Here is a 16,506-nt window from a genome sequence, read left to right as displayed (position 1 = left end):
GGCGTCCGGCGGCGGCCCGCGAATCCGGTTGCCTCCGCGGCCGGGGCATCGGACCATGCGGGGATGCGGTTTTCGATCAACATTCCGAACTTCGGGGACTTCGCGGACCCGCGGACGGTGGCCCGGGTCGCGGAGGCGGCGGAGCAGGCGGGCTGGGACGGGCTGTTCGTCTGGGACCACGTCGTCCATGTGAAGAGCCACCGCAAGGCCTTCGGGGACCCGTGGATGCTGCTCACCGCGGCGGCGCTGGCGACCGACCGGATCAGGCTCGGCACCCTCGTCACCCCGGTCCCGCGGCGGCGGCCGCAGCAGCTCGCCCGCCAGGTCGCGACCCTCGACGTCCTCAGCGGCGGACGGGTGATCTTCGCGGCGGGGTTGGGCGGGCCGGTCGAGGACGAGTACGGAGCCTTCGGGGAGCCCACCGACAAGGCGGTGCTGGCCGAGCGCCTGGACGAGGGGCTCGGCCTGCTCGAACGGTACTGGTCCGGGGAGCCGGTGACGCACCACGGGCGCCACTACCGGGTGGACGACGTGGCGCTGCTGCCCGCCACCGCGCAGCGCCCCCGTCCCCCCGTGTGGGTCGCGGGGTTCTGGCCGAACCGGCGGCCGATGCTCCGGGCCGCCCGCTGGGACGGCGCGGTCCCGCTGTTCGGCCCCGGCTCGCACGGATACGCCCCCGCCGCCGAGGACGTCCGCGACATGGCCGCCTTCGTGCGGCGGCATCGCGAAGGGGAGGGGCCGTTCGAGATCGTGGTGGGCGGTGCCAGCCCCGCCGACGCGCGCGACGTCGTCGGTCCCCTCATGGACGCGGGCGCCACCTGGTGGGACGAGCGCCGCCGCATCGACAGCGTGGAGAACGAGCGGCTCGAACCCGTCCTGCGCCGCATCGAGGAGGGCCCGCCGGCGCTGTGAGCATGCCGATGGGCGCGGGCGTGCCTCGACCGGCACGCCCGCTCAATGGCAGCGCTGACGACGTCAGGTGATCGGCGCCTTCCAGGTCGCCTCCCACGTCTTCGGCCCGACGATGCCGTCGACACTCAGCCCCTTCTCCTTCTGGAAGGCCCTGCAGACCTCCTCCGAGTGGGTGCCGTAGATGCCGTCCACCACGAGGCTCGTCCAGCCGCGCTTGCGCATCTTGTCCTGCCAGGTACGCACGTCGTCACCTTTCATCAAGGTGAGGAATCGACCTGGCCAGGGCGGAGCCTGTACGGATTGTTGCTTAGCGCTTTGCTGGGTCTGGGTCATGCCTATCGCCTCCTTGCGGTCGTTGCTCCTTCCTCTGCTCACTCTCCAAAGTGAGGCATCAAGGAAACAACGCCCATGCGGGAAGGGTTCGGCAAAAAACCGGACCGTGCGCCGCCGCCCCTCGCGAAGCGGAATCGAAATGGTGAAAGTTTCAATTCTTCGTGTTCGCGGGCCGCGCTTCACCGTCCCCGTTCGGCACGGGCACCGGCAGCGGTGCGGAGGCCGTCGCCGTCGCCTCCGCGTTGGCGATCTCCCGCACCGCCTTCGGATCGGCGGTCCCGTGCACGCCGTCCAGCACCTCCCGGCCCTGCCTGTCCACGAAGTTGGTGAACAGTTCCTGCGAGTAGCCGAGGACGACCGCCCAGGCGATGATCTGGCCCGACGTGTCGAGGGCGCTCAGCCCCGGGATGAACTCGCCGCGCAGGAGAATGAGGCCGAGCACGGCCACGATCGCCCCGGTGGGGAGTTTCAGGAGGGCCAGCGCGACGGGGATCCCGAAGGCGGTCGAGGTTCCCCGGACCTTCCGAAGGGCGGCGGCGGCCGCGATGCACGCCGCCGTCATCCCGGCGATCTCGACGATGACGTAGTCCCCGGGAGAGGCCGTCCGGCCGGCCATCTGCCCCGCCGAGGCGCCGGACGGCAGGCTGACGGACCTGCTCGGGCAGACGACACCGAACTCCTGCCGGGAACCGTTGGCGAGCGTGAAGCACAGGGGCACGGCCGACTTCCAGACGGCCCCGAGCACCGCGATGGCGATCGCGAGGCCGAACAGCAGGGCCGTCACCCAGCGCACGAGCCGTGCGAAGTTCGCGGCGCGCAGTTTCTCCTTCATCGAGGCCTCTCGCGCGGCGTCGACCGCGTCCAGCACGGTCGACATCGCCTCGGACGACGGCGTGGCGTGCCCGGAGGCGCGCGCCCCGGTCCATCGGTGGCGACGGCCGTCCGCGGCTTGGGCGGCGTGGCTCGCCAGCTGCGCCTGCTGCATGTTCCGCGCCACGTCCTCGGCGGCGATCCTGCGCGTGTCGTTCGCAGGGAGGTGCTGCTTGATGATGGCGAACAGGTCCGGCAGGTGCGGTGCGAGATCCTCGGGGGGAAGCGTCTTCCACCACAGGGTGCGCGCGGAATTGACGTGCATCTGCGCCGCAGACACATGGGACGCCGTCGGGCCCCGCCGGTGAACATCGACGTCGATGACGCGGAGCGCGCTGCGCACGGCCTGCCGGGCGTTGGACAGGAGTTGTGCGTGTTCGGCGGAACCCGGGTCGGAAGCCCGGGCCTCCAGCGCGGCGTCCAATTCCCCGGCGTTCGCGCGAACTCCTTCGCAGAGGACCCAGGAAGCTCGCTCGTGGGTCCATTCGGAGAATCTGGACACGAACGGTATTCGCGATGGCCGGCGCCCCATATGCACAGGTCCCCTCGGTATGCGACATGCCCGTGCATCGTCTTGCGGCCCGGCAACCAGCCTAATTGCACGTCGGCCACCTCAATACATGGCCGGGTACATTCTCGGCCATTTCGCCCAATGGAATCGCCGGGCGGGCCGGGCGATCCCGTCGCCTCGCACTCCGCGACCGGACGGTCCGGCAGTCCCGTCCCCCTCACCCTGTGCGACCGGCTGGTAGTTACCTGGTCGTGATCCATGCCCGTGGGCTCGGTAGACTCGTCGTCCGGTACGCCTGACCCCGATCCGAGGAGCGCCCACCCGTGGCTCTTGTCGTGCAGAAGTACGGTGGCTCCTCCGTCGCCGACGCCGAAGGCGTCAAGCGGGTCGCCCAGCGCATCGTCGCGACGAAGAAGGCGGGCAACGACGTGGTCGTCGTGGTGTCCGCCATGGGCGACACGACGGATGACCTCATCGATATGGCCAAGCAGGTCAGCCCCCTGCCGCCGGGCCGTGAGCTGGACATGCTGCTCACCGCGGGCGAGCGGATCTCGATGGCCCTGCTGGCCATGGCCATCGCCAACCTGGGCCATGAGGCCCGCTCCTTCACCGGCTCCCAGGCGGGAGTGATCACCGACGGCTCGCACGGCCGAGCCAAGATCATCGACGTGACGCCGGGACGGATCCGGACCGCCCTGGACGAGGGCTCGATCTGCATCGTGGCCGGATTCCAGGGCGTCTCGCAGGGTACGAAGGACATCACCACGCTCGGCCGGGGCGGATCCGACACGACGGCCGTCGCGCTCGCGGCGGCGCTGGACGCCGACGTCTGCGAGATCTACTCCGACGTCGACGGGGTCTTCACCGCCGACCCGCGCATCGTGCCCGCCGCGTGCAAGATCCCGAAGATCTCCTACGAGGAGATGCTGGAGATGGCGGCGAGCGGCGCGAAGATCCTGCACCTGCGCTGCGTGGAGTACGCGCGCCGGTACAACATCCCCATCCACGTGCGATCCTCCTTCAGCCAGAAGGAGGGCACGTGGGTCATCGACAGCAGTGAGATCGAGGGACAGGACATGGAGCAGGCGATCATCTCCGGCGTCGCGCACGACCGGAGCGAGGCCAAGATCACCGTGGTGGGGGTCCCGGACAAGGTCGGTGAGGCCGCCACGATCTTCACGGTGCTGTCCGACGCCGAGATCAACATCGACATGATCGTGCAGAACGTGTCGGCGGCGTCCACCGGACGGACCGACATCTCGTTCACACTGCCGTCCACCGACGGGCAGAGCGCGCTGACCGCGCTCAACAAGCTGAAGGAGCGGATCGGGTTCGAGTCGCTCCGCTACGACGACCGCATCGGCAAGGTGTCGCTGATCGGCGCCGGGATGCGGTCGCACCCCGGCGTCACCGCGACGCTGTTCGGCGCCATCGCCGACGCGGGGGTCAACATCGAGATGATCTCCACCTCGGAGATCCGGATCTCGGTCGTCGTCGCCCAGGACGACATCGACACCGCGGTCGCCGCCGCGCACCGCGCGTTCGACCTCGACTCCGACCAGGTCGAGGCCGTCGTCTACGGAGGCACCGGCCGCTGACGTCCCGGGGAGGCCGCGCGGGACGACCCGCGCGGCCTTCTGCGTCGCGGGACGCATTCGCACGTGGCGGCCCGTGGCGGCATCCGTCCGGGAACCGGTCGCGAACCGCGGTAGTTCTGAGGATGTGAGTGCGACGATGGACTCTGCTTCCGGCCTGCCCACCCTCGTGGTCGCCGGTGCGGCCGGAGCGGTCGGATCGGTGCTGCTCGACCTGCTGTCCACCCGCCGGAACCTGTACGGGGAGATCCGGCTCGCCGACTCGGAACGGTCCGCCGGGCGGACGCTCCGGGTGCGCGGCGAGGACGTCGAGGTGTCGGCACTCGCCCCGGAGGTCTTCGAGGGCGCCGACGTGGCGATGTTCGCCGTGCCGGACGCGGTCGCCGCGCAGTGGGCGCCGGTCGCCGCGGCCGGCGGCGCCGTGGTGATCGACGGTTCCCGGGCGTTCCGGACGAGGCCGGACGTCCCGCTCGTCGTCCCCGAGGTCAACCCCGAGCGGGTCCGGGACCGTCCCCGGGGCATCGTCGCGGGCCCCGGCTGCGCGACCCTGTCGATGATCGTGGCGATCGGCGCGCTGCACCGGCGGTACCGGCTGAAGGAGCTGGTGGTCGCCTCCTACCAGGCGGCCTCCGGGGCGGGGCTGGACGGCATCGACACCCTGTACACGCAGCTGGAGAAGGTCGGCGGCGACCGCGCGCTCGGCAACCGGGCGGGCGACATCCGGGGCGTGGTGGGCGAGCTCGGCCCGTTCCCGGCGCCGCTCGCGATGAACGTCGTCCCGTGGACCGGGACGCACGCCGAGGGCGGCTGGACGTCCGACGAGGCCGGCCTCCGGGACGAGACCCGCAAGATCCTCGGGCTGCCCGAGCTGAAGGTGTCGGCGACCTGCGTCCGCGTCCCGGTGCTCGTCGGTCACTCGATGGCCGTGCACGCGGTGTTCGAAGGGCGCACCGGCCGCCGCGAGGCGCAGGACGTGCTCGCACGGTCGCCCGGTGTCGTCCTGTGCGACAACCCGGAGACGCGCGAGTTCCCGACCCCGTCCGACGTGGCCGGCACCGATCCGACCTGGGCGGGCCGCGTCCGGTGCTCCCCCGACGACCCGCACGCGCTCGACCTGTTCCTCTGCGGCGACAACCTCCGCAAGGGCGCCGCCCTCAACACCGTCCAGACGGCCGAACTGATCACCGCGGACCTGACCGGCTGAGCCCGGCGAGGACGGGACGTCGCGCTCGGGCTTTAGGGTGGCATGCGTGACCGAGACGAAGGCCGTGAAGTCCGAGCAGACGCGCGCCATGATCGTCGAGACGGCGCTGCGCCTGTTCCGGGAGCGCGGGTACGAGGCGACGACGATGCGGGCGATCGCCAAGGAGGCGGGCGTCTCGGTCGGCAACGCCTACTACTACTTCGGATCCAAGGAAGAGCTGATCCAGGCGTACTACGACGAGCTGCAGGACGAGCACGTCGCCGCCTGCCGGGCCGTCCTCGGCTCCGAGACCGAGTTCGCGCCCCGGCTGCTGGGCGTTCTGAAGGCGCGGGTCGACACGATGATCCCGTACCACGAGTTCGCCGGGAAGTTCTTCAAGTTCGCCGCGGAGCCGACCAGCCCGCTCAACCCGTTCAGCGCCGAGTCGGGCCCGGCCCGCGACTCCGCGGTGGCGATCTACCGGGAGGTCGTCGAGGGCTCCGACCTCAAGATCGACCGGGAGTTCCGGGCGGAGCTGCCCGAGCTGCTGTGGATCTACTCGATGGGGATCGTCCTGTACTGGGTGCACGACAACTCGCCGGGCTGCCGCAAGACCTACCTTCTCGTCGAGCGGACGGTCCCGCTGGTCAACCGCATGGTGGCGATGTCGCGCATCCCCGGCTTCAAGTCGGTGACCCGTGAGCTCGTCGGGATCATCCGCGAGGTCCGCGACTGAGTCAGCGGAACGTGATGTCCCAGTGGTCCTTCTCGCGGGCGAAGACCGTGCCGTCCGGTGAGCGATGGAGCCGTGCCCCGTCGCCCCGGACACCGGTGGACGGGTACCGCTCGATCATGCGGTCGACGCAGTCGCCCGTCGCGATGTCGAGCTTGTAGCCGTTCCCGTGGCCGTAGGTGCCGCCCGCGTGACCGTGCTCGGTGCCGCCGGTCACGGTGATCTCGCAGCCGCTCTCCTTCGCGAAGTCGATCAGGCCCTTGACCGTCCCCCAACGGACGCCCTCGAACGACGTGCAGGCCGCGACCGCTCGGTCCGAGCAACGGCCGGTCGACCGCCATCCGATCCCGTTGGCGCGCAACGTGTACTTGGCGAACTGCTGCTCCAGGCGCAGCGACTTCGGTAATTCCGGCGGGTCGTCCCGCGGCGGCGCCACGGATGCGGAAGCCACATTGAGCAGGCGCACCACGCCGGCAGCGGGCGCGGTGCCGCGCGGGCGCGCGTCTCCCGCGGGGCTTCGGGCGGCGGATGCGTGCGGGGACGTGCTGGCGAGCATCGCCGCGGCGACGGTGAGGGCCGCGAGCATGGCGGCCAGGCGGAAGGCCGGATGATGAGGCAGCGCATGGGCGTGGTGCGGCCGTGGCATGTGAGATCCCCCCGATCGGTGTGTCCGGGGGGCGAGCCGGTCCATGCCGGGCCGGCCTTGCCTGGTGGCTGATCGGAGGGGTGCCCGGGGTTCGATCTTGTAAAACCCCGGGGGACGGGCGAGGTGCGCCCGCCCCCCCGGAAAGATCAGGACATGCCGAGGTGTTTGCGGGCGAAACCGATCTCGGCCGCCATCTGGTTGATCCGCTCCTCCACCACCAGGGAGCCGTGGCCCGCGTCGTACCGGTAGACCTCGTGCGGGTGCCCCTGCTCGTCGAGCCGGGCGAGGTAGTTGTCGATCTGCCGGATGGGGCAGCGCGGGTCGTTCTCCCCCGCCAGGATCAGGACGGGCGCCTTCACCTGCGCGACGTAGGTGATCGGGGACGACTCGCGGTAGCGGTCCGGGACCTCGTCCGGGGAGCCGCCGAACAGGGACCGGTCGAACGCCTGCAGGCCCTCCATCTCGTCCTCGTACGCGGCGACGTAGTCGGCGACGGGGACGGCCGCGACGGCGACGCTCCAGTCGTCCGGCCGGGTGCCGATGCCGAGCAGGGTGAGGAACCCGCCCCACGAGCCGCCGGTGAGGACCAGCCGCGCCGGGTCGGCGAGACCCGACGCCACCGCCCAGTCGCGGACGGCCTTGACGTCCTCCAGTTCGGTGAGGCCGACGCGCTGCTCGATGGCGTCGCGCCACTCGGAGCCGTAGCCGGTCGAGCCCCGGTAGTTGACCCGGACGACCGCGAAGCCGTGGTCGATCCAGGCGGCGGCCGTCGGGACGAACGAGTCGTCGTCCTGCGCGGTCGGCCCGCCGTGGACGTCGAACACGGTCGGGTAGGGGCGGTCGCCCTCCGGCTTGCTGACCAGGGCGTGGATGCGCCCGCCGGGGCCGTCCACCCACACGTCCTCGACCGGGACGGACGGCGGCGCCACCGGTCCCGGAGGCGTGAGGACGACCGCGCCGGACGTGGAGCGGATCACCGGCGGCTCGGCGGCGGACGACCAGGAGAACTCGACCGCCCCGTCCGGCCGGACGTCCGCCCCGCCGATCACCCCGCGCGGCGTGTCGATCTTGCTGAGCGTTCCGTCCGACAGGACGTACCGGTAGAGCTCGTCGCGGGCCTCGTGCGAGTGGGAGATCAGCAGCGCCGTCCCGTCCGGGTACCAGCCGGCGCCGATCTCGCCGGGGAGGTCGAGGATGATCTCCCGCTCGGTGCCCGCGACAGGGTCCCAGATGAGCATCTCGTCCCGGCGGCGCCGCTCATGGTTGACCAGCAGTCGCGTGTCTCCCTCGACGGGTGAGAACCCGGCGCCGTAGACGCCCTTGCCTGGGCCGTCCCAGAGGTCGGCCACCGTGGAGCCGTCGGGACGCACGACGCGCAACGCCATGTGCCGGCTGTCGCCGTGCTCACTGTGCCCTATCGCGATCAGGCTTTCGTCCCGGGAAAGGGCGGCGACGTGCGCGTCCTCCGCGTGGTGGTAGAGCACGTCTGGCACCGAACCAGGCCGGCAGAAATGGATCGTGTTGCCCTGGTCGGTCGTCCGTCCGACTACGGCGAGACCACTGCGGCCTAGGGACAGCCCAGACGGATACGACGGTTCCAGTTCGGGAACGGCCGGAACGCTCTGCGGGCCGTCGAACGGGACGCGCTGCCAGACGCCGAACTCGTCTCCGTCCGTGTCGGCGAACCACCACACGCATTCACCCGACGGGTCGACGGTCCCCATCCACGTGCCGTTGGGACGTTCCGTCACCTGACGCTGCGCGCCGGTGTCGCGGTCCCATGTGTAGATCTCCCACGTCCCGGTCGCGTTCGACCGGTAGATGCTACGGCTCGGGGCGTCACGCGCCCATCGGGGCAGGCTCATCCGGGCGGCCCGGAAACGCGCCTTCCAGCGCTCGTCGTCGACCATGCCCCCAGTATCGCCACCGGCCGGGGTCATTGCGCGGGACGACCCGGGCGGTCAAACGCCGGGAGGCACGGAGCCGTCCGAGGTCTCCCACGTCCCGTTCGGGATGCTCCGGTCGGTCAGCGGGCGTTTCGCCTGGTTCAGCGTCCGGTGGACGGCTCGCGCGACGCGTTCGGTCGTCTCCACCCCGTAAGCCATGGACGGTGTGTCCCGCGTGAGCACCACGATCATGTAGTCCGCGTCGTGCCCGTCGAACGCGCCGATGCTGTGCACGCGCCAGTACCGGTTGTGGCGCGGCAGCCAGCCGTTCTTCACATGCCAGGTGACGCCGGTGGGATGCCCTGCCGGCGTACCCCAGCGCTGGGACGGGACGACCTCGTGCATCAGCCCGAGCGCGTACGCGCGGGCCTTGTCCGGCAGCAGGGCGTTGTGGGAGGTGAAGCGTTCGAGCAGCTTGACCTCGTCGTTCGCGGTGATCTGCGTCAGTCCCCAGCGTCCGCCGGGATCGAGCGCCGTATGGGTCATCCCCGCCCGGTCGAGGAACCGCGCGATGCGGGCCGGGCCGACGGAACGCCACAGGGACGATGCCGCGCCGTTGTCCGACCGGATGATCATCTTGCGGGCCCGGGATCTCTCGGACACCGTCAGCGGGCGCCGCTCGTCCGCCGCCTTCCGCAGCAGCGCGGCCAGGATCGTCGCCTTGACGACGCTCGCCGAGTCGTAGTGCCGTCCGCCCGCGACGGCGCAGCGGATGCCGCGCTCGCGGTCGTACACGGCGACCGACTCGACGCCGGCCCGCTCGTCGAGGGACCGCTCGATCCGCGCGCCGAGCCGCTCGGCGATGTGCGGATGCGCGGACGAGGCGCAGGGCCCGTCCGAGGCGGCGGCCTCGGCGGGCACGATGACCGGCAGGAGGGCGAGCGCTAACACGGCGGCGCGGCGTGACATTCCAGTCACGCTAACGATCATGCGGGACGGGCCGCCGGATTCCTCGCCCGCGATCGGGTCAAACGCGGCTCAGGGTGTGGTCAGCCGGCCGAGGAGCTGGTCGATCTCGGCGCGGACCCGCCGGTCCATGGCCCGCGCGAAGCCCGCCTCGACCGTGACCTGGGCGCCGGGACGCAGCCGGGCGAGGGTCTCGGTGAGCTCTCCGAGGTGCCGGTCGCCGACGTCCTGGTCGTCGAGGCGCCCGACGACGTGGGCGGCGATCAGCCGGACGAACATCGCGGCGAGGTCGTCCATGCTGCGCTGGAGCTCCAGGCCGGCCGACAGCACGGCGTCCAGCGGCACCCCCGCCCGGACGAACGTCACCGTCGCGTCCAGCTGGCGGCGGCTCCAGTGGGTGACGCGGTCGCCGTCCACCTCGATGTGGCCGAGGGCGACGGCCCGCTCGACCGACTCCGGGCCGACCTCTCCGGGGAACAGCGCCGCCAGCTCGTCCAGCGTCATCGTCACCGGGATCTCGTTCGAGAACGGCGTCGTGACCGCCTTCTCGACCCCGAGGACGGTGCCGATGTCGCGGCCCTGCTCCCACGCCGACAACAGCTCGCGGATGCCCTCCAGGGTGTGCCCGCGGTCCAGCAGGTTCCCGATCATGCGGAGGCGGGCCAGATGGTCCTCGGAGTAGAGGCCGATGCGTCCCTCGCGGCGCGGCGGGGGCAGCAGCTTGCGTTCCTGGTAGTAGCGCAGCGTCCGGACCGGGACACCGGCGGCCTCGGCGAGTTCGCCGATGCGGTACTCGCGGCCTCCGCCGCCCTGTTCCTCCGTCGGCTCTTCGCTCACGGCCGCCAGCATAGTTCGCGCCCGGAACCGGGCACATCCGGTGCCGTCCGGCGGCGGAACGCCATCGCCGCCGCGCACGTCTGACCCAGGTCATCGTCACCAGGTCGCTGACGCCCCCTGCCAGAAAGAGGCGAAAGATGCTGAGTACCCGTTCCGTGGCCCTTGCGCTGACCGGCCTGGTCGCCGCGTTCGGGTTGACCGCCTGCGGACAGGACCGTTGGTGCGAGCATGACGCGACCGACACGAAGGTGAGCGACCGCTACTGCAAGAACCACACGCCCGGCTACGAGTGGGAGTCGGACGGCGGCAGCCACAAGAAGCACTCGAACAAGCACAAGACGAGCAAGAAGTCCAAGACGCGCCACTGACCCCGCGCGGCGGGGCCTGTGACGCGATCGCTAGGTGACGCGCCGGACGATCCTGGTCCGGCGTTGTCGGCGCCGGGGCGCTTCTTTCGCGGCCTGTGACGCCTCGGTGGCCAGCAGGTCGCGAAGCGAACGCGGGACGATGTCCTGGGGCCGGTCGATGAACGGTGAACGCATGGGTTCCTCCTCAGGCGGCCTTGGCCAGACCGGGGTAGGCGGTGGAAACGCTGGTGAGCGCCCAGCGCATCCGGGCGAGATAGGTCTCCGGGTGGTCGCCGGCCTCCTGTGCGACGACGGCGACGCAGGCGGAGCTGTCTCCGCCGCAGGCTCCGAACCGGTCGTGGATCGCCGTGCGGACCTGCTCGGCGGAGGGGTGGTCGGACTCCTGCAGCCGGGAGGCGAACAGGATCTCCGCGAGTTCGGATGCGGTCATCGAGGTGAAGCTCGGCGTGTTCGACATGGGGAGTGCCTTCTTCCTGCGGAGGGTTGCTCGTCCCCTTCTCCTAGTACGACTCTGCCCGCCGGACGATTTCATCGCTATAGGGGAAAACCCCCAACCAGGGTGGAGTAATCCCCCTAGGGGATCCGGGGCATTTCGGAAACAGCCGACAAATCTGGCCTACGCGCCGGTAACATAGCCCCACCGCATCCGCCGGATCGAGGGGGGACGCTCCATGCAGCCCGCTCTGGACCAGTTCCTCACCGACCGAATCGACGAGATCGCCGCCGAGGTCGTCGGCGAGATCACCACGTGCGTCCCCGCCTACACGCACCTGCGGCCGGGCGAGATCCTGTCCCTGGTCAGGGACGCCCTCGCCGTCTACACCGGGGCGCTGGAGGCGAGCGCGGTGCTCGCCGCGTTCCGCGACCTCGGCGTCGGCGAGGCCCTCGCCGGGCAGGACGCCCGCCACTTCGAGTCGGCGCTGCGCACCGGTGCCCGCGTGCTCGTCCGCCGGACGGCCGACGCCGCCGCCCGCCTCTACCCGCCCACGAGCGAGTTCATCGCGGTCATGGAGACCGCCTTCACCGCCGAGCACGCCATCGTCGGCGCCGCGGTCGACGCCCACCACCGCGCCGCGCGCCCCGAGGTGACCCGCCGCCTCTACAGCCTCCTCAGCGGGACCTGACGGCCCAGGACGGACGCGGAGATCCGCATCGGTGAGCCCTGTCAGCCGAGGCGGCGGAACAACGGCTCAGGCCGGGGGAGTCTCTGGCCGGCGCACTGACGGCGGACGCGGGCGGCGGCGTCGGGCAGGAACGGCTCCAGAAGGTCGCCGACCGTCCGGCAGACGCTCACCAGCCCCGCCAGGACACTGTCCAGCCGCGGATCGCCGGCCTTCGCGAGTTCCCAGGGGCGCACCTGATTGATGTGGGCATTGGCCGCGTCGACGATCCGCCACACCGCCGACGTGGCACGGCGGAAGTCGAAATCATCCAGCGCCGCGTCGATCGCGCCGGGAGCCTCCCGGAGGACGTTCTCCAGGTCGTGCGATTCGCAGGCGGGAACCTCGCCGTCCCGGTATCGGTGGACCATCGCGACGACCCGGTTGACGAGGTTGCCGAGGCCATTGGCCAGTTCGTCGTCCGACCTCGCGATGAGCCGCTCGACGGTGAAGTCGGAGTCGCCGGCTCTCGGTACCTCACGCAGAAGCCACCATCGGACGGCGTCCACTCCGTACTCGCGGACGAGTTCCACGGGGTCGACGGTGACGTCCCCGGACTTGCTGATCTTGCGTCCGCCGGCCGTGAGGTACCCGTGCACCAGTACCTCGTCCGGCAGGGGCAGCCCGGCGGACAGCAGCATCGCGGGCCAGTAGACCGCGTGGAACCGCACGACGCCCTTCCCGAGGAGGTGAACGCGGCGTCCGCCCCCTTCCCACCACCGCCGGTAGTCCGCGCCCTCGCGTCCGTAGTCGAGCGCCGTGACGTAGTTGCACAGCGCGTCCCACCACACGTAGATGACCTGTCCGGGATCGCCGGGCACGGGAATCCCCCATCCCCGGGCTCGCTCGACGGAGCGCGAGACGGAGACGTCCTCCAACCCGCCCGCGATGAACGAGAGGACCTCGTTGCGCCGCTCGGCGGGCTCGACGCGCAACGCACCGGTGCTGATCGCTTCGTGGATCCGGTCCGCGTAGCGCGAAAGCCGGAAGAACCAGTTCTCCTCGGAGATCCGCCGCGGCGCCGTTCCGTGCTCGGGACACCGGCCGCCGTCCAGCTCCGCCTCGCCGTAGAACTGCTCGCAGCCGATGCAGTAAAGGCCGTCATAGTGTCGCCGGTACAGATCTCCGGACTCGGTCCAGGCGCGCCACAACCGCTCCACGCCCGCTCGATGCCGCGGGTCCCGGCCGGTGCGGATCACGTCGTCGACGGAGAGGGACAACGGTCCGGCCAGGCCGATGAACTCCTCGGCCAGCTCGTCCACGAATTCCTGCACGCCGACACCCGCGGCCTCCGCGGCGAGGACGTTCTTCAGCGAGTTCTCGTCCGTTCCCGCCTGGAACCTGACGTCGTCGCGGCGGCGCACATGCCGGGCGAGGACGTCCGCCTGCACGAGTTCCAGCGCGAACCCGAGATGGGGACGGGCGTTGACGTACGGAATCGTCGCGGTGATGTAAACACACATGGGAACCTCCAGAAGGAACCGGAGCCCCAAACGGGAAGAGGCCCCGCGAACAGGGCCTCGGAAAGCGTCCAGCGTCAGCGGCCCCGCGAGCGGGGCATCATCTCCTGACCGGTGAACGTCCTCATGGAACCGAGTCTACCGATCTCACCCGGCCCGCGCCGCTTTGATTCGTCAGCCACCGAGGGCGGCGGTGAGGTCGTCCAGGTGCCGGGAGACCGGGCCGAGGGTGATCAGGCCGCTGCCCGCGCCGGCCAGTTCGCCGGCGGCCGGGGCCAGCGCGTCGTGCGCGCGCCACATCATCGGACGGTCGTCCACGGCGACGGCGGCCTGCGCGGTCAGGCACCACAGGGCCTCGAACAGCAGGTCGCGCGGCGGTTCGGGGACGTTCCGGAGCGCCGCGGCGGCCTCGTCCGGCCGGTCGCGCGCCACCAGCACGAGCGGGTCCGCCCAGGGCCGGTAGGGCCCCCAGTCGTCGGGCTCGATCTGGGCGGGGCGCCGGTGCTGGACGCGCAGGCAGAGAAGCGCGAGCGGCAGCAGGCCGTTCTCGACCCCGGGCATGCCGGAGCCCCGCGTGCCCGCGGCGGCGTTCCGGTAGGCGGCCTCCACCTCGGCCAAGGGGGCGTCGGCCGCGGCGAGCCGCAGCGCCCGGTACCACGTCGTGAACACGGCGACCAGCGGACGCTCGTCCCGCTCGGCCAGCCGGTCCGCGGCGGCCGCGTGCTCGTCGGCCCCGGCGAAGTCCGCGAGCGCGCTCCGGGCCTGGAGCCGGACGAGATGCCCGAGGACCTCGTAGGCCGCCAGATCGTTCCGCGCCGACAGCTCCACCAGCTCGGCGCCGATCCGGTCCCTTCGCGACGCGAGCCCCGCGCGGTCGAAGGACTGCATGAACACGCCGTTCAGCACGAACGCCAGGAGGGCCGGGTCGTCCAGGCTTCGGGCGATCTGTTCGGCCTCCTTGGCGGCCTCGCGGCCCCGGACGCCGCGCGAACCCCGTGACTCCAGGGCGATCGTGGCCAGCAGCCGCGCCCGCGCGGCCCGGTGCCCGCGCGGCAGCCCGGCCAGGGCCCGCTCGGCCGCCGCGACGACCTGGGCGGCCTGGTGCGGGTCGTCGGACCGGGTCCAGATCGCCGGGACGTCGAACGCGCCGATCACCCGGGCGGTCAGCTCCGCGTCGCCCAGCTCTTCGGCGGCCGTGACCGCCGCCATGCGCTGCTCGCGGGCCGCCGTCAGGCCCCCGCCGCCGGTCAGCGCGAGATTCCGCAGGATGCCGACCGTCGATTCCAAGCGGGCCCGTGCGCCGGACGCCACGGTGCGGTCGTACGCCTCGGCGGCCTGCGCCCACACTCGCGACGCCGCGTCCTGCCCCATTTCCAGGTGTTCTGCTTGGCGGAGGATGTCCTCCTCTAGGCGGCGCAAGGCCGGGCCGGGGTCCAGCCCCAGTTGCTCCACCAGCAGGCTTCGTGCGCGGTGGAGCACCGCCAGCGCGTCGCCTTGGCGGCCGGTGCGGTAGAGGGCGAGCGCCAGCAGACGCCAGGCGTCCTCGCGCCAGGGATGCCCGGCGACGTGCGCTTCCAGATCCGGTATCGCCTCGGCGGCCGTGCCGAGCGCCAGCATCGCCTCGGCCTTCCGCTCGACGGCATGCAGCCGCAGTTCGGCCAGCCGGGACCGTTCGCCGCCGGCCCACGGCTCGCCGGCGAACTCGGCGTAGGCGGGGCCGCGCCACCAGCCCAGCGCCTCGTCCAGGGTTCCGACCAGCTCGGCGGGTGGACGCGTCGCCGCGACGGCCTGTTCGAAACGCCAGGCGTCCACCCCGTCCGGCCCGGTGCGAAGCGCGTACCCCGGCCCTTCGGTGACCAGCACCCGGGGCGGCGTCCTCGGCGGACGGTCCGGCTCCAGGACGCGCCGCAGCGCCGCCACGAAGGTGCGGACGGCCCCGACCGCGTCCGAAGGCGGATCGGCCCACAGGTCGTCCACCAGCCGCGACACCGGGACCACGCGCCCGCGCGCGACGATCAGGCGGGCCAGGACGGCGCGGTGCCGCGGGCCCTTCAGGGCGATCGCGCTCCCGGACCCGTCCCAGGCGGTCACCGGTCCCAGCACCCCGAACAGGACCTCCACGGCACCACGGTATAGCGCTCATCGGATGCTCATTCGCGCCCGGCAACCTGAAGCCATGCCGACCATCACCGACTTCGACTACCGGCGGGTGCCCGTCGCCGAGGGCGTTTCGCTCAACGTGGCCACCGGGGGTTCGGGCTCCCCGATCGTCCTTCTGCACGGTTTCCCGCAGACCCACCTGATGTGGCGGCACGTCGCCGCGGACCTTGCCGCCGACCACACGGTCATCGTCCCCGACCTGCGCGGATACGGGGACAGCGACAAACCGTCCGGCGGCTACTCCAAGCGCGTCATGGCGGCCGACATCGTCGCCGTCGCGCGTGCCCTCGGCCACGACCGGTTCGCCCTCGCCGGCCACGACCGCGGCGCCCTCGTGGCCTTCCGTGCCGGGCTCGACCACCCCGCCGCGATCACCCACCTGGCCTGCCTGGACGTCCTGCCGACCCTGGACATGTGGGACGTCATGCGCGGCGTCACCGCCGCCGTCGGATTCCACCTGTATCTGATGGCCCAGCCGCCCGGCCTGCCCGAGCAGCTGATCGCGGGGGCGCCGGACGCGTTCTTCGGGCACTTCCTGGACCTGTGGGCGAACGACCCGTCCGCGATCCCGCCCGGCATCCGCACCGCCTACCTGGACGCCTGCCGCGACGCGATCCCATCGATCGTCGCCGACTACCGAGCATCCGCCGGTGTCGACGTCGAGCACGACACGATCGACCGCGAGGCCGGGAACCGGCTGCGGATGCCCGTGACCGTCCTGCAGCAGGACTGGGGCGCCGCCCTGGGCTTCGACGCGGCCGCGTTGTGGCGCGCCTGGGCGTCCGATCTCGAACACGAGACCGTCACCTGCGGCCACTTCATGGCGGAAGAGGCGCCGGGGGACGTGGCGAAGTCCCTCAGAGCCCTCCTGTCCCGCTAGACCGGC

At 71.6% G+C, this 16,506-nt stretch carries 17 protein-coding genes; 7 read left to right on the top strand and 10 right to left on the bottom strand.

Annotation, left to right across the window (positions count from 1 at the left end; translation table 11 throughout):
* Window positions 1-63 precede the first annotated feature (63 nt).
* A complete protein-coding gene (locus ACQPZP_RS43375) occupies window positions 64-912 on the top strand; it encodes an LLM class flavin-dependent oxidoreductase (RefSeq protein WP_433475425.1) in 849 nt (282 codons plus the stop codon).
* Between the two features lie 63 nt (window positions 913-975).
* On the opposite strand, the gene ACQPZP_RS43370 is transcribed toward ACQPZP_RS43375, so the two are convergent.
* Both ACQPZP_RS43370 and ACQPZP_RS43365 read right to left on the bottom strand, forming a co-directional pair.
* Complete coding sequence (locus ACQPZP_RS43370) at window positions 976-1,155, bottom strand: peptidoglycan-binding domain-containing protein (protein WP_433465339.1); 180 nt, start codon at window positions 1,153-1,155, stop codon at window positions 976-978.
* 241 nt (window positions 1,156-1,396) lie between these two features.
* Complete coding sequence (locus tag ACQPZP_RS43365) at window positions 1,397-2,539, bottom strand: hypothetical protein (RefSeq protein ID WP_433475424.1); 1,143 nt, start codon at window positions 2,537-2,539, stop codon at window positions 1,397-1,399.
* A 410-nt stretch (window positions 2,540-2,949) separates the two neighbouring features.
* Here ACQPZP_RS43365 and ACQPZP_RS43360 point away from each other — a divergent pair, with 410 nt between their 5' ends.
* From ACQPZP_RS43360 to ACQPZP_RS43350, 3 genes are all read left to right on the top strand, one after another.
* On the top strand, window positions 2,950-4,224 hold the full coding sequence (locus ACQPZP_RS43360) for an aspartate kinase (RefSeq protein ID WP_433475423.1): 1,275 nt from the start codon (window positions 2,950-2,952) through the stop codon (window positions 4,222-4,224).
* A 136-nt stretch (window positions 4,225-4,360) separates the two neighbouring features.
* Window positions 4,361-5,425: an aspartate-semialdehyde dehydrogenase gene (locus ACQPZP_RS43355; protein WP_433475422.1), complete on the top strand. Its 1,065-nt coding sequence runs from the start codon at window positions 4,361-4,363 to the stop codon at window positions 5,423-5,425.
* A 46-nt stretch (window positions 5,426-5,471) separates the two neighbouring features.
* Complete coding sequence (locus ACQPZP_RS43350; RefSeq protein ID WP_433475421.1) at window positions 5,472-6,140, top strand: TetR/AcrR family transcriptional regulator; 669 nt, start codon at window positions 5,472-5,474, stop codon at window positions 6,138-6,140.
* 1 nt (window position 6,141) lies between these two features.
* Here ACQPZP_RS43350 and ACQPZP_RS43345 read toward each other — a convergent pair whose 3' ends face one another.
* The 4 genes from ACQPZP_RS43345 to ACQPZP_RS43330 all read right to left on the bottom strand — a co-directional run bounded on the left by ACQPZP_RS43345 (window position 6,142) and on the right by ACQPZP_RS43330 (window position 10,472).
* Window positions 6,142-6,783 carry a hypothetical protein gene (locus tag ACQPZP_RS43345; RefSeq protein WP_433475420.1) on the bottom strand — a complete coding sequence of 214 codons (642 nt, stop codon included), beginning with the start codon at window positions 6,781-6,783 and terminating at the stop codon, window positions 6,142-6,144.
* A gap of 146 nt (window positions 6,784-6,929) precedes the next feature.
* Window positions 6,930-8,693 carry a S9 family peptidase gene (locus ACQPZP_RS43340; RefSeq protein ID WP_433475419.1) on the bottom strand — a complete coding sequence of 588 codons (1,764 nt, stop codon included), beginning with the start codon at window positions 8,691-8,693 and terminating at the stop codon, window positions 6,930-6,932.
* A gap of 51 nt (window positions 8,694-8,744) precedes the next feature.
* Window positions 8,745-9,638, bottom strand: a complete 894-nt coding sequence (locus ACQPZP_RS43335) for a serine hydrolase (protein ID WP_433475418.1) — start codon at window positions 9,636-9,638, stop codon at window positions 8,745-8,747.
* Between the two features lie 69 nt (window positions 9,639-9,707).
* The gene (locus ACQPZP_RS43330) at window positions 9,708-10,472 is read right to left on the bottom strand and encodes a MerR family transcriptional regulator (protein ID WP_433475417.1); all 765 of its coding nucleotides are present in this window, start codon (window positions 10,470-10,472) and stop codon (window positions 9,708-9,710) included.
* A gap of 137 nt (window positions 10,473-10,609) precedes the next feature.
* On the opposite strand from ACQPZP_RS43330, the gene ACQPZP_RS43325 reads away from it, so the two are divergent.
* On the top strand, window positions 10,610-10,840 hold the full coding sequence (locus ACQPZP_RS43325; RefSeq protein ID WP_433475416.1) for a hypothetical protein: 231 nt from the start codon (window positions 10,610-10,612) through the stop codon (window positions 10,838-10,840).
* A 30-nt stretch (window positions 10,841-10,870) separates the two neighbouring features.
* Here the strand turns inward: ACQPZP_RS43325 and ACQPZP_RS43320 are convergent, their stop codons facing one another.
* Entirely contained in the window at window positions 10,871-11,014 is a 144-nt protein-coding gene (locus tag ACQPZP_RS43320) for a hypothetical protein (protein WP_433475415.1), read from the bottom strand.
* 10 nt (window positions 11,015-11,024) lie between these two features.
* Complete coding sequence (locus ACQPZP_RS43315) at window positions 11,025-11,297, bottom strand: hypothetical protein (protein WP_433465328.1); 273 nt, start codon at window positions 11,295-11,297, stop codon at window positions 11,025-11,027.
* Between the two features lie 214 nt (window positions 11,298-11,511).
* On the opposite strand from ACQPZP_RS43315, the gene ACQPZP_RS43310 reads away from it, so the two are divergent.
* Window positions 11,512-11,964 (top strand): hypothetical protein, encoded by a 453-nt coding sequence (locus tag ACQPZP_RS43310; protein ID WP_433475414.1) that lies wholly within the window; start codon window positions 11,512-11,514, stop codon window positions 11,962-11,964.
* Between the two features lie 41 nt (window positions 11,965-12,005).
* On the opposite strand, the gene metG is transcribed toward ACQPZP_RS43310, so the two are convergent.
* Both metG and ACQPZP_RS43300 read right to left on the bottom strand, forming a co-directional pair.
* On the bottom strand, window positions 12,006-13,463 hold the full coding sequence (gene metG / locus ACQPZP_RS43305; protein WP_433475413.1) for a methionine--tRNA ligase: 1,458 nt from the start codon (window positions 13,461-13,463) through the stop codon (window positions 12,006-12,008).
* A 171-nt stretch (window positions 13,464-13,634) separates the two neighbouring features.
* Window positions 13,635-15,581: a BTAD domain-containing putative transcriptional regulator gene (locus ACQPZP_RS43300; protein WP_433475412.1), complete on the bottom strand. Its 1,947-nt coding sequence runs from the start codon at window positions 15,579-15,581 to the stop codon at window positions 13,635-13,637.
* A gap of 55 nt (window positions 15,582-15,636) precedes the next feature.
* Here ACQPZP_RS43300 and ACQPZP_RS43295 point away from each other — a divergent pair, with 55 nt between their 5' ends.
* A complete protein-coding gene (locus tag ACQPZP_RS43295) occupies window positions 15,637-16,500 on the top strand; it encodes an alpha/beta fold hydrolase (protein ID WP_433475411.1) in 864 nt (287 codons plus the stop codon).
* The last annotated feature ends 6 nt before the right edge of the window (window positions 16,501-16,506 follow it).

The sequence above is a fragment of the Spirillospora sp. CA-142024 genome, from assembly GCF_050942325.1.
In the GTDB taxonomy this organism is placed as follows: domain Bacteria; phylum Actinomycetota; class Actinomycetes; order Streptosporangiales; family Streptosporangiaceae; genus Spirillospora.
The sequence above is the reverse complement of the archived record's forward strand: the minus strand, read 5'-3'. Positions and strand labels throughout refer to the sequence as shown.

Bases quoted from the DNA above. Each gene is read 5' to 3' on its own strand.
- ACQPZP_RS43375 (WP_433475425.1), top strand. From the start codon at position 64: ATGCGGTTTTCGATCAACATTCCGAACTTCGGGGACTTCGCGGACCCG.
- ACQPZP_RS43320 (WP_433475415.1), bottom strand. From the start codon at position 11,014: ATGCGTTCACCGTTCATCGACCGGCCCCAGGACATCGTCCCGCGTTCG.
- ACQPZP_RS43340 (WP_433475419.1), bottom strand. From the start codon at position 8,693: ATGGTCGACGACGAGCGCTGGAAGGCGCGTTTCCGGGCCGCCCGGATG.
- ACQPZP_RS43310 (WP_433475414.1), top strand. From the start codon at position 11,512: ATGCAGCCCGCTCTGGACCAGTTCCTCACCGACCGAATCGACGAGATC.
- ACQPZP_RS43295 (WP_433475411.1), top strand. From the start codon at position 15,637: ATGCCGACCATCACCGACTTCGACTACCGGCGGGTGCCCGTCGCCGAG.
- ACQPZP_RS43335 (WP_433475418.1), bottom strand. From the start codon at position 9,638: ATGTCACGCCGCGCCGCCGTGTTAGCGCTCGCCCTCCTGCCGGTCATC.
- ACQPZP_RS43315 (WP_433465328.1), bottom strand. From the start codon at position 11,297: ATGTCGAACACGCCGAGCTTCACCTCGATGACCGCATCCGAACTCGCG.
- ACQPZP_RS43355 (WP_433475422.1), top strand. From the start codon at position 4,361: ATGGACTCTGCTTCCGGCCTGCCCACCCTCGTGGTCGCCGGTGCGGCC.
- ACQPZP_RS43345 (WP_433475420.1), bottom strand. From the start codon at position 6,783: ATGCCACGGCCGCACCACGCCCATGCGCTGCCTCATCATCCGGCCTTC.
- ACQPZP_RS43325 (WP_433475416.1), top strand. From the start codon at position 10,610: ATGCTGAGTACCCGTTCCGTGGCCCTTGCGCTGACCGGCCTGGTCGCC.
- metG (WP_433475413.1), bottom strand. From the start codon at position 13,463: ATGTGTGTTTACATCACCGCGACGATTCCGTACGTCAACGCCCGTCCC.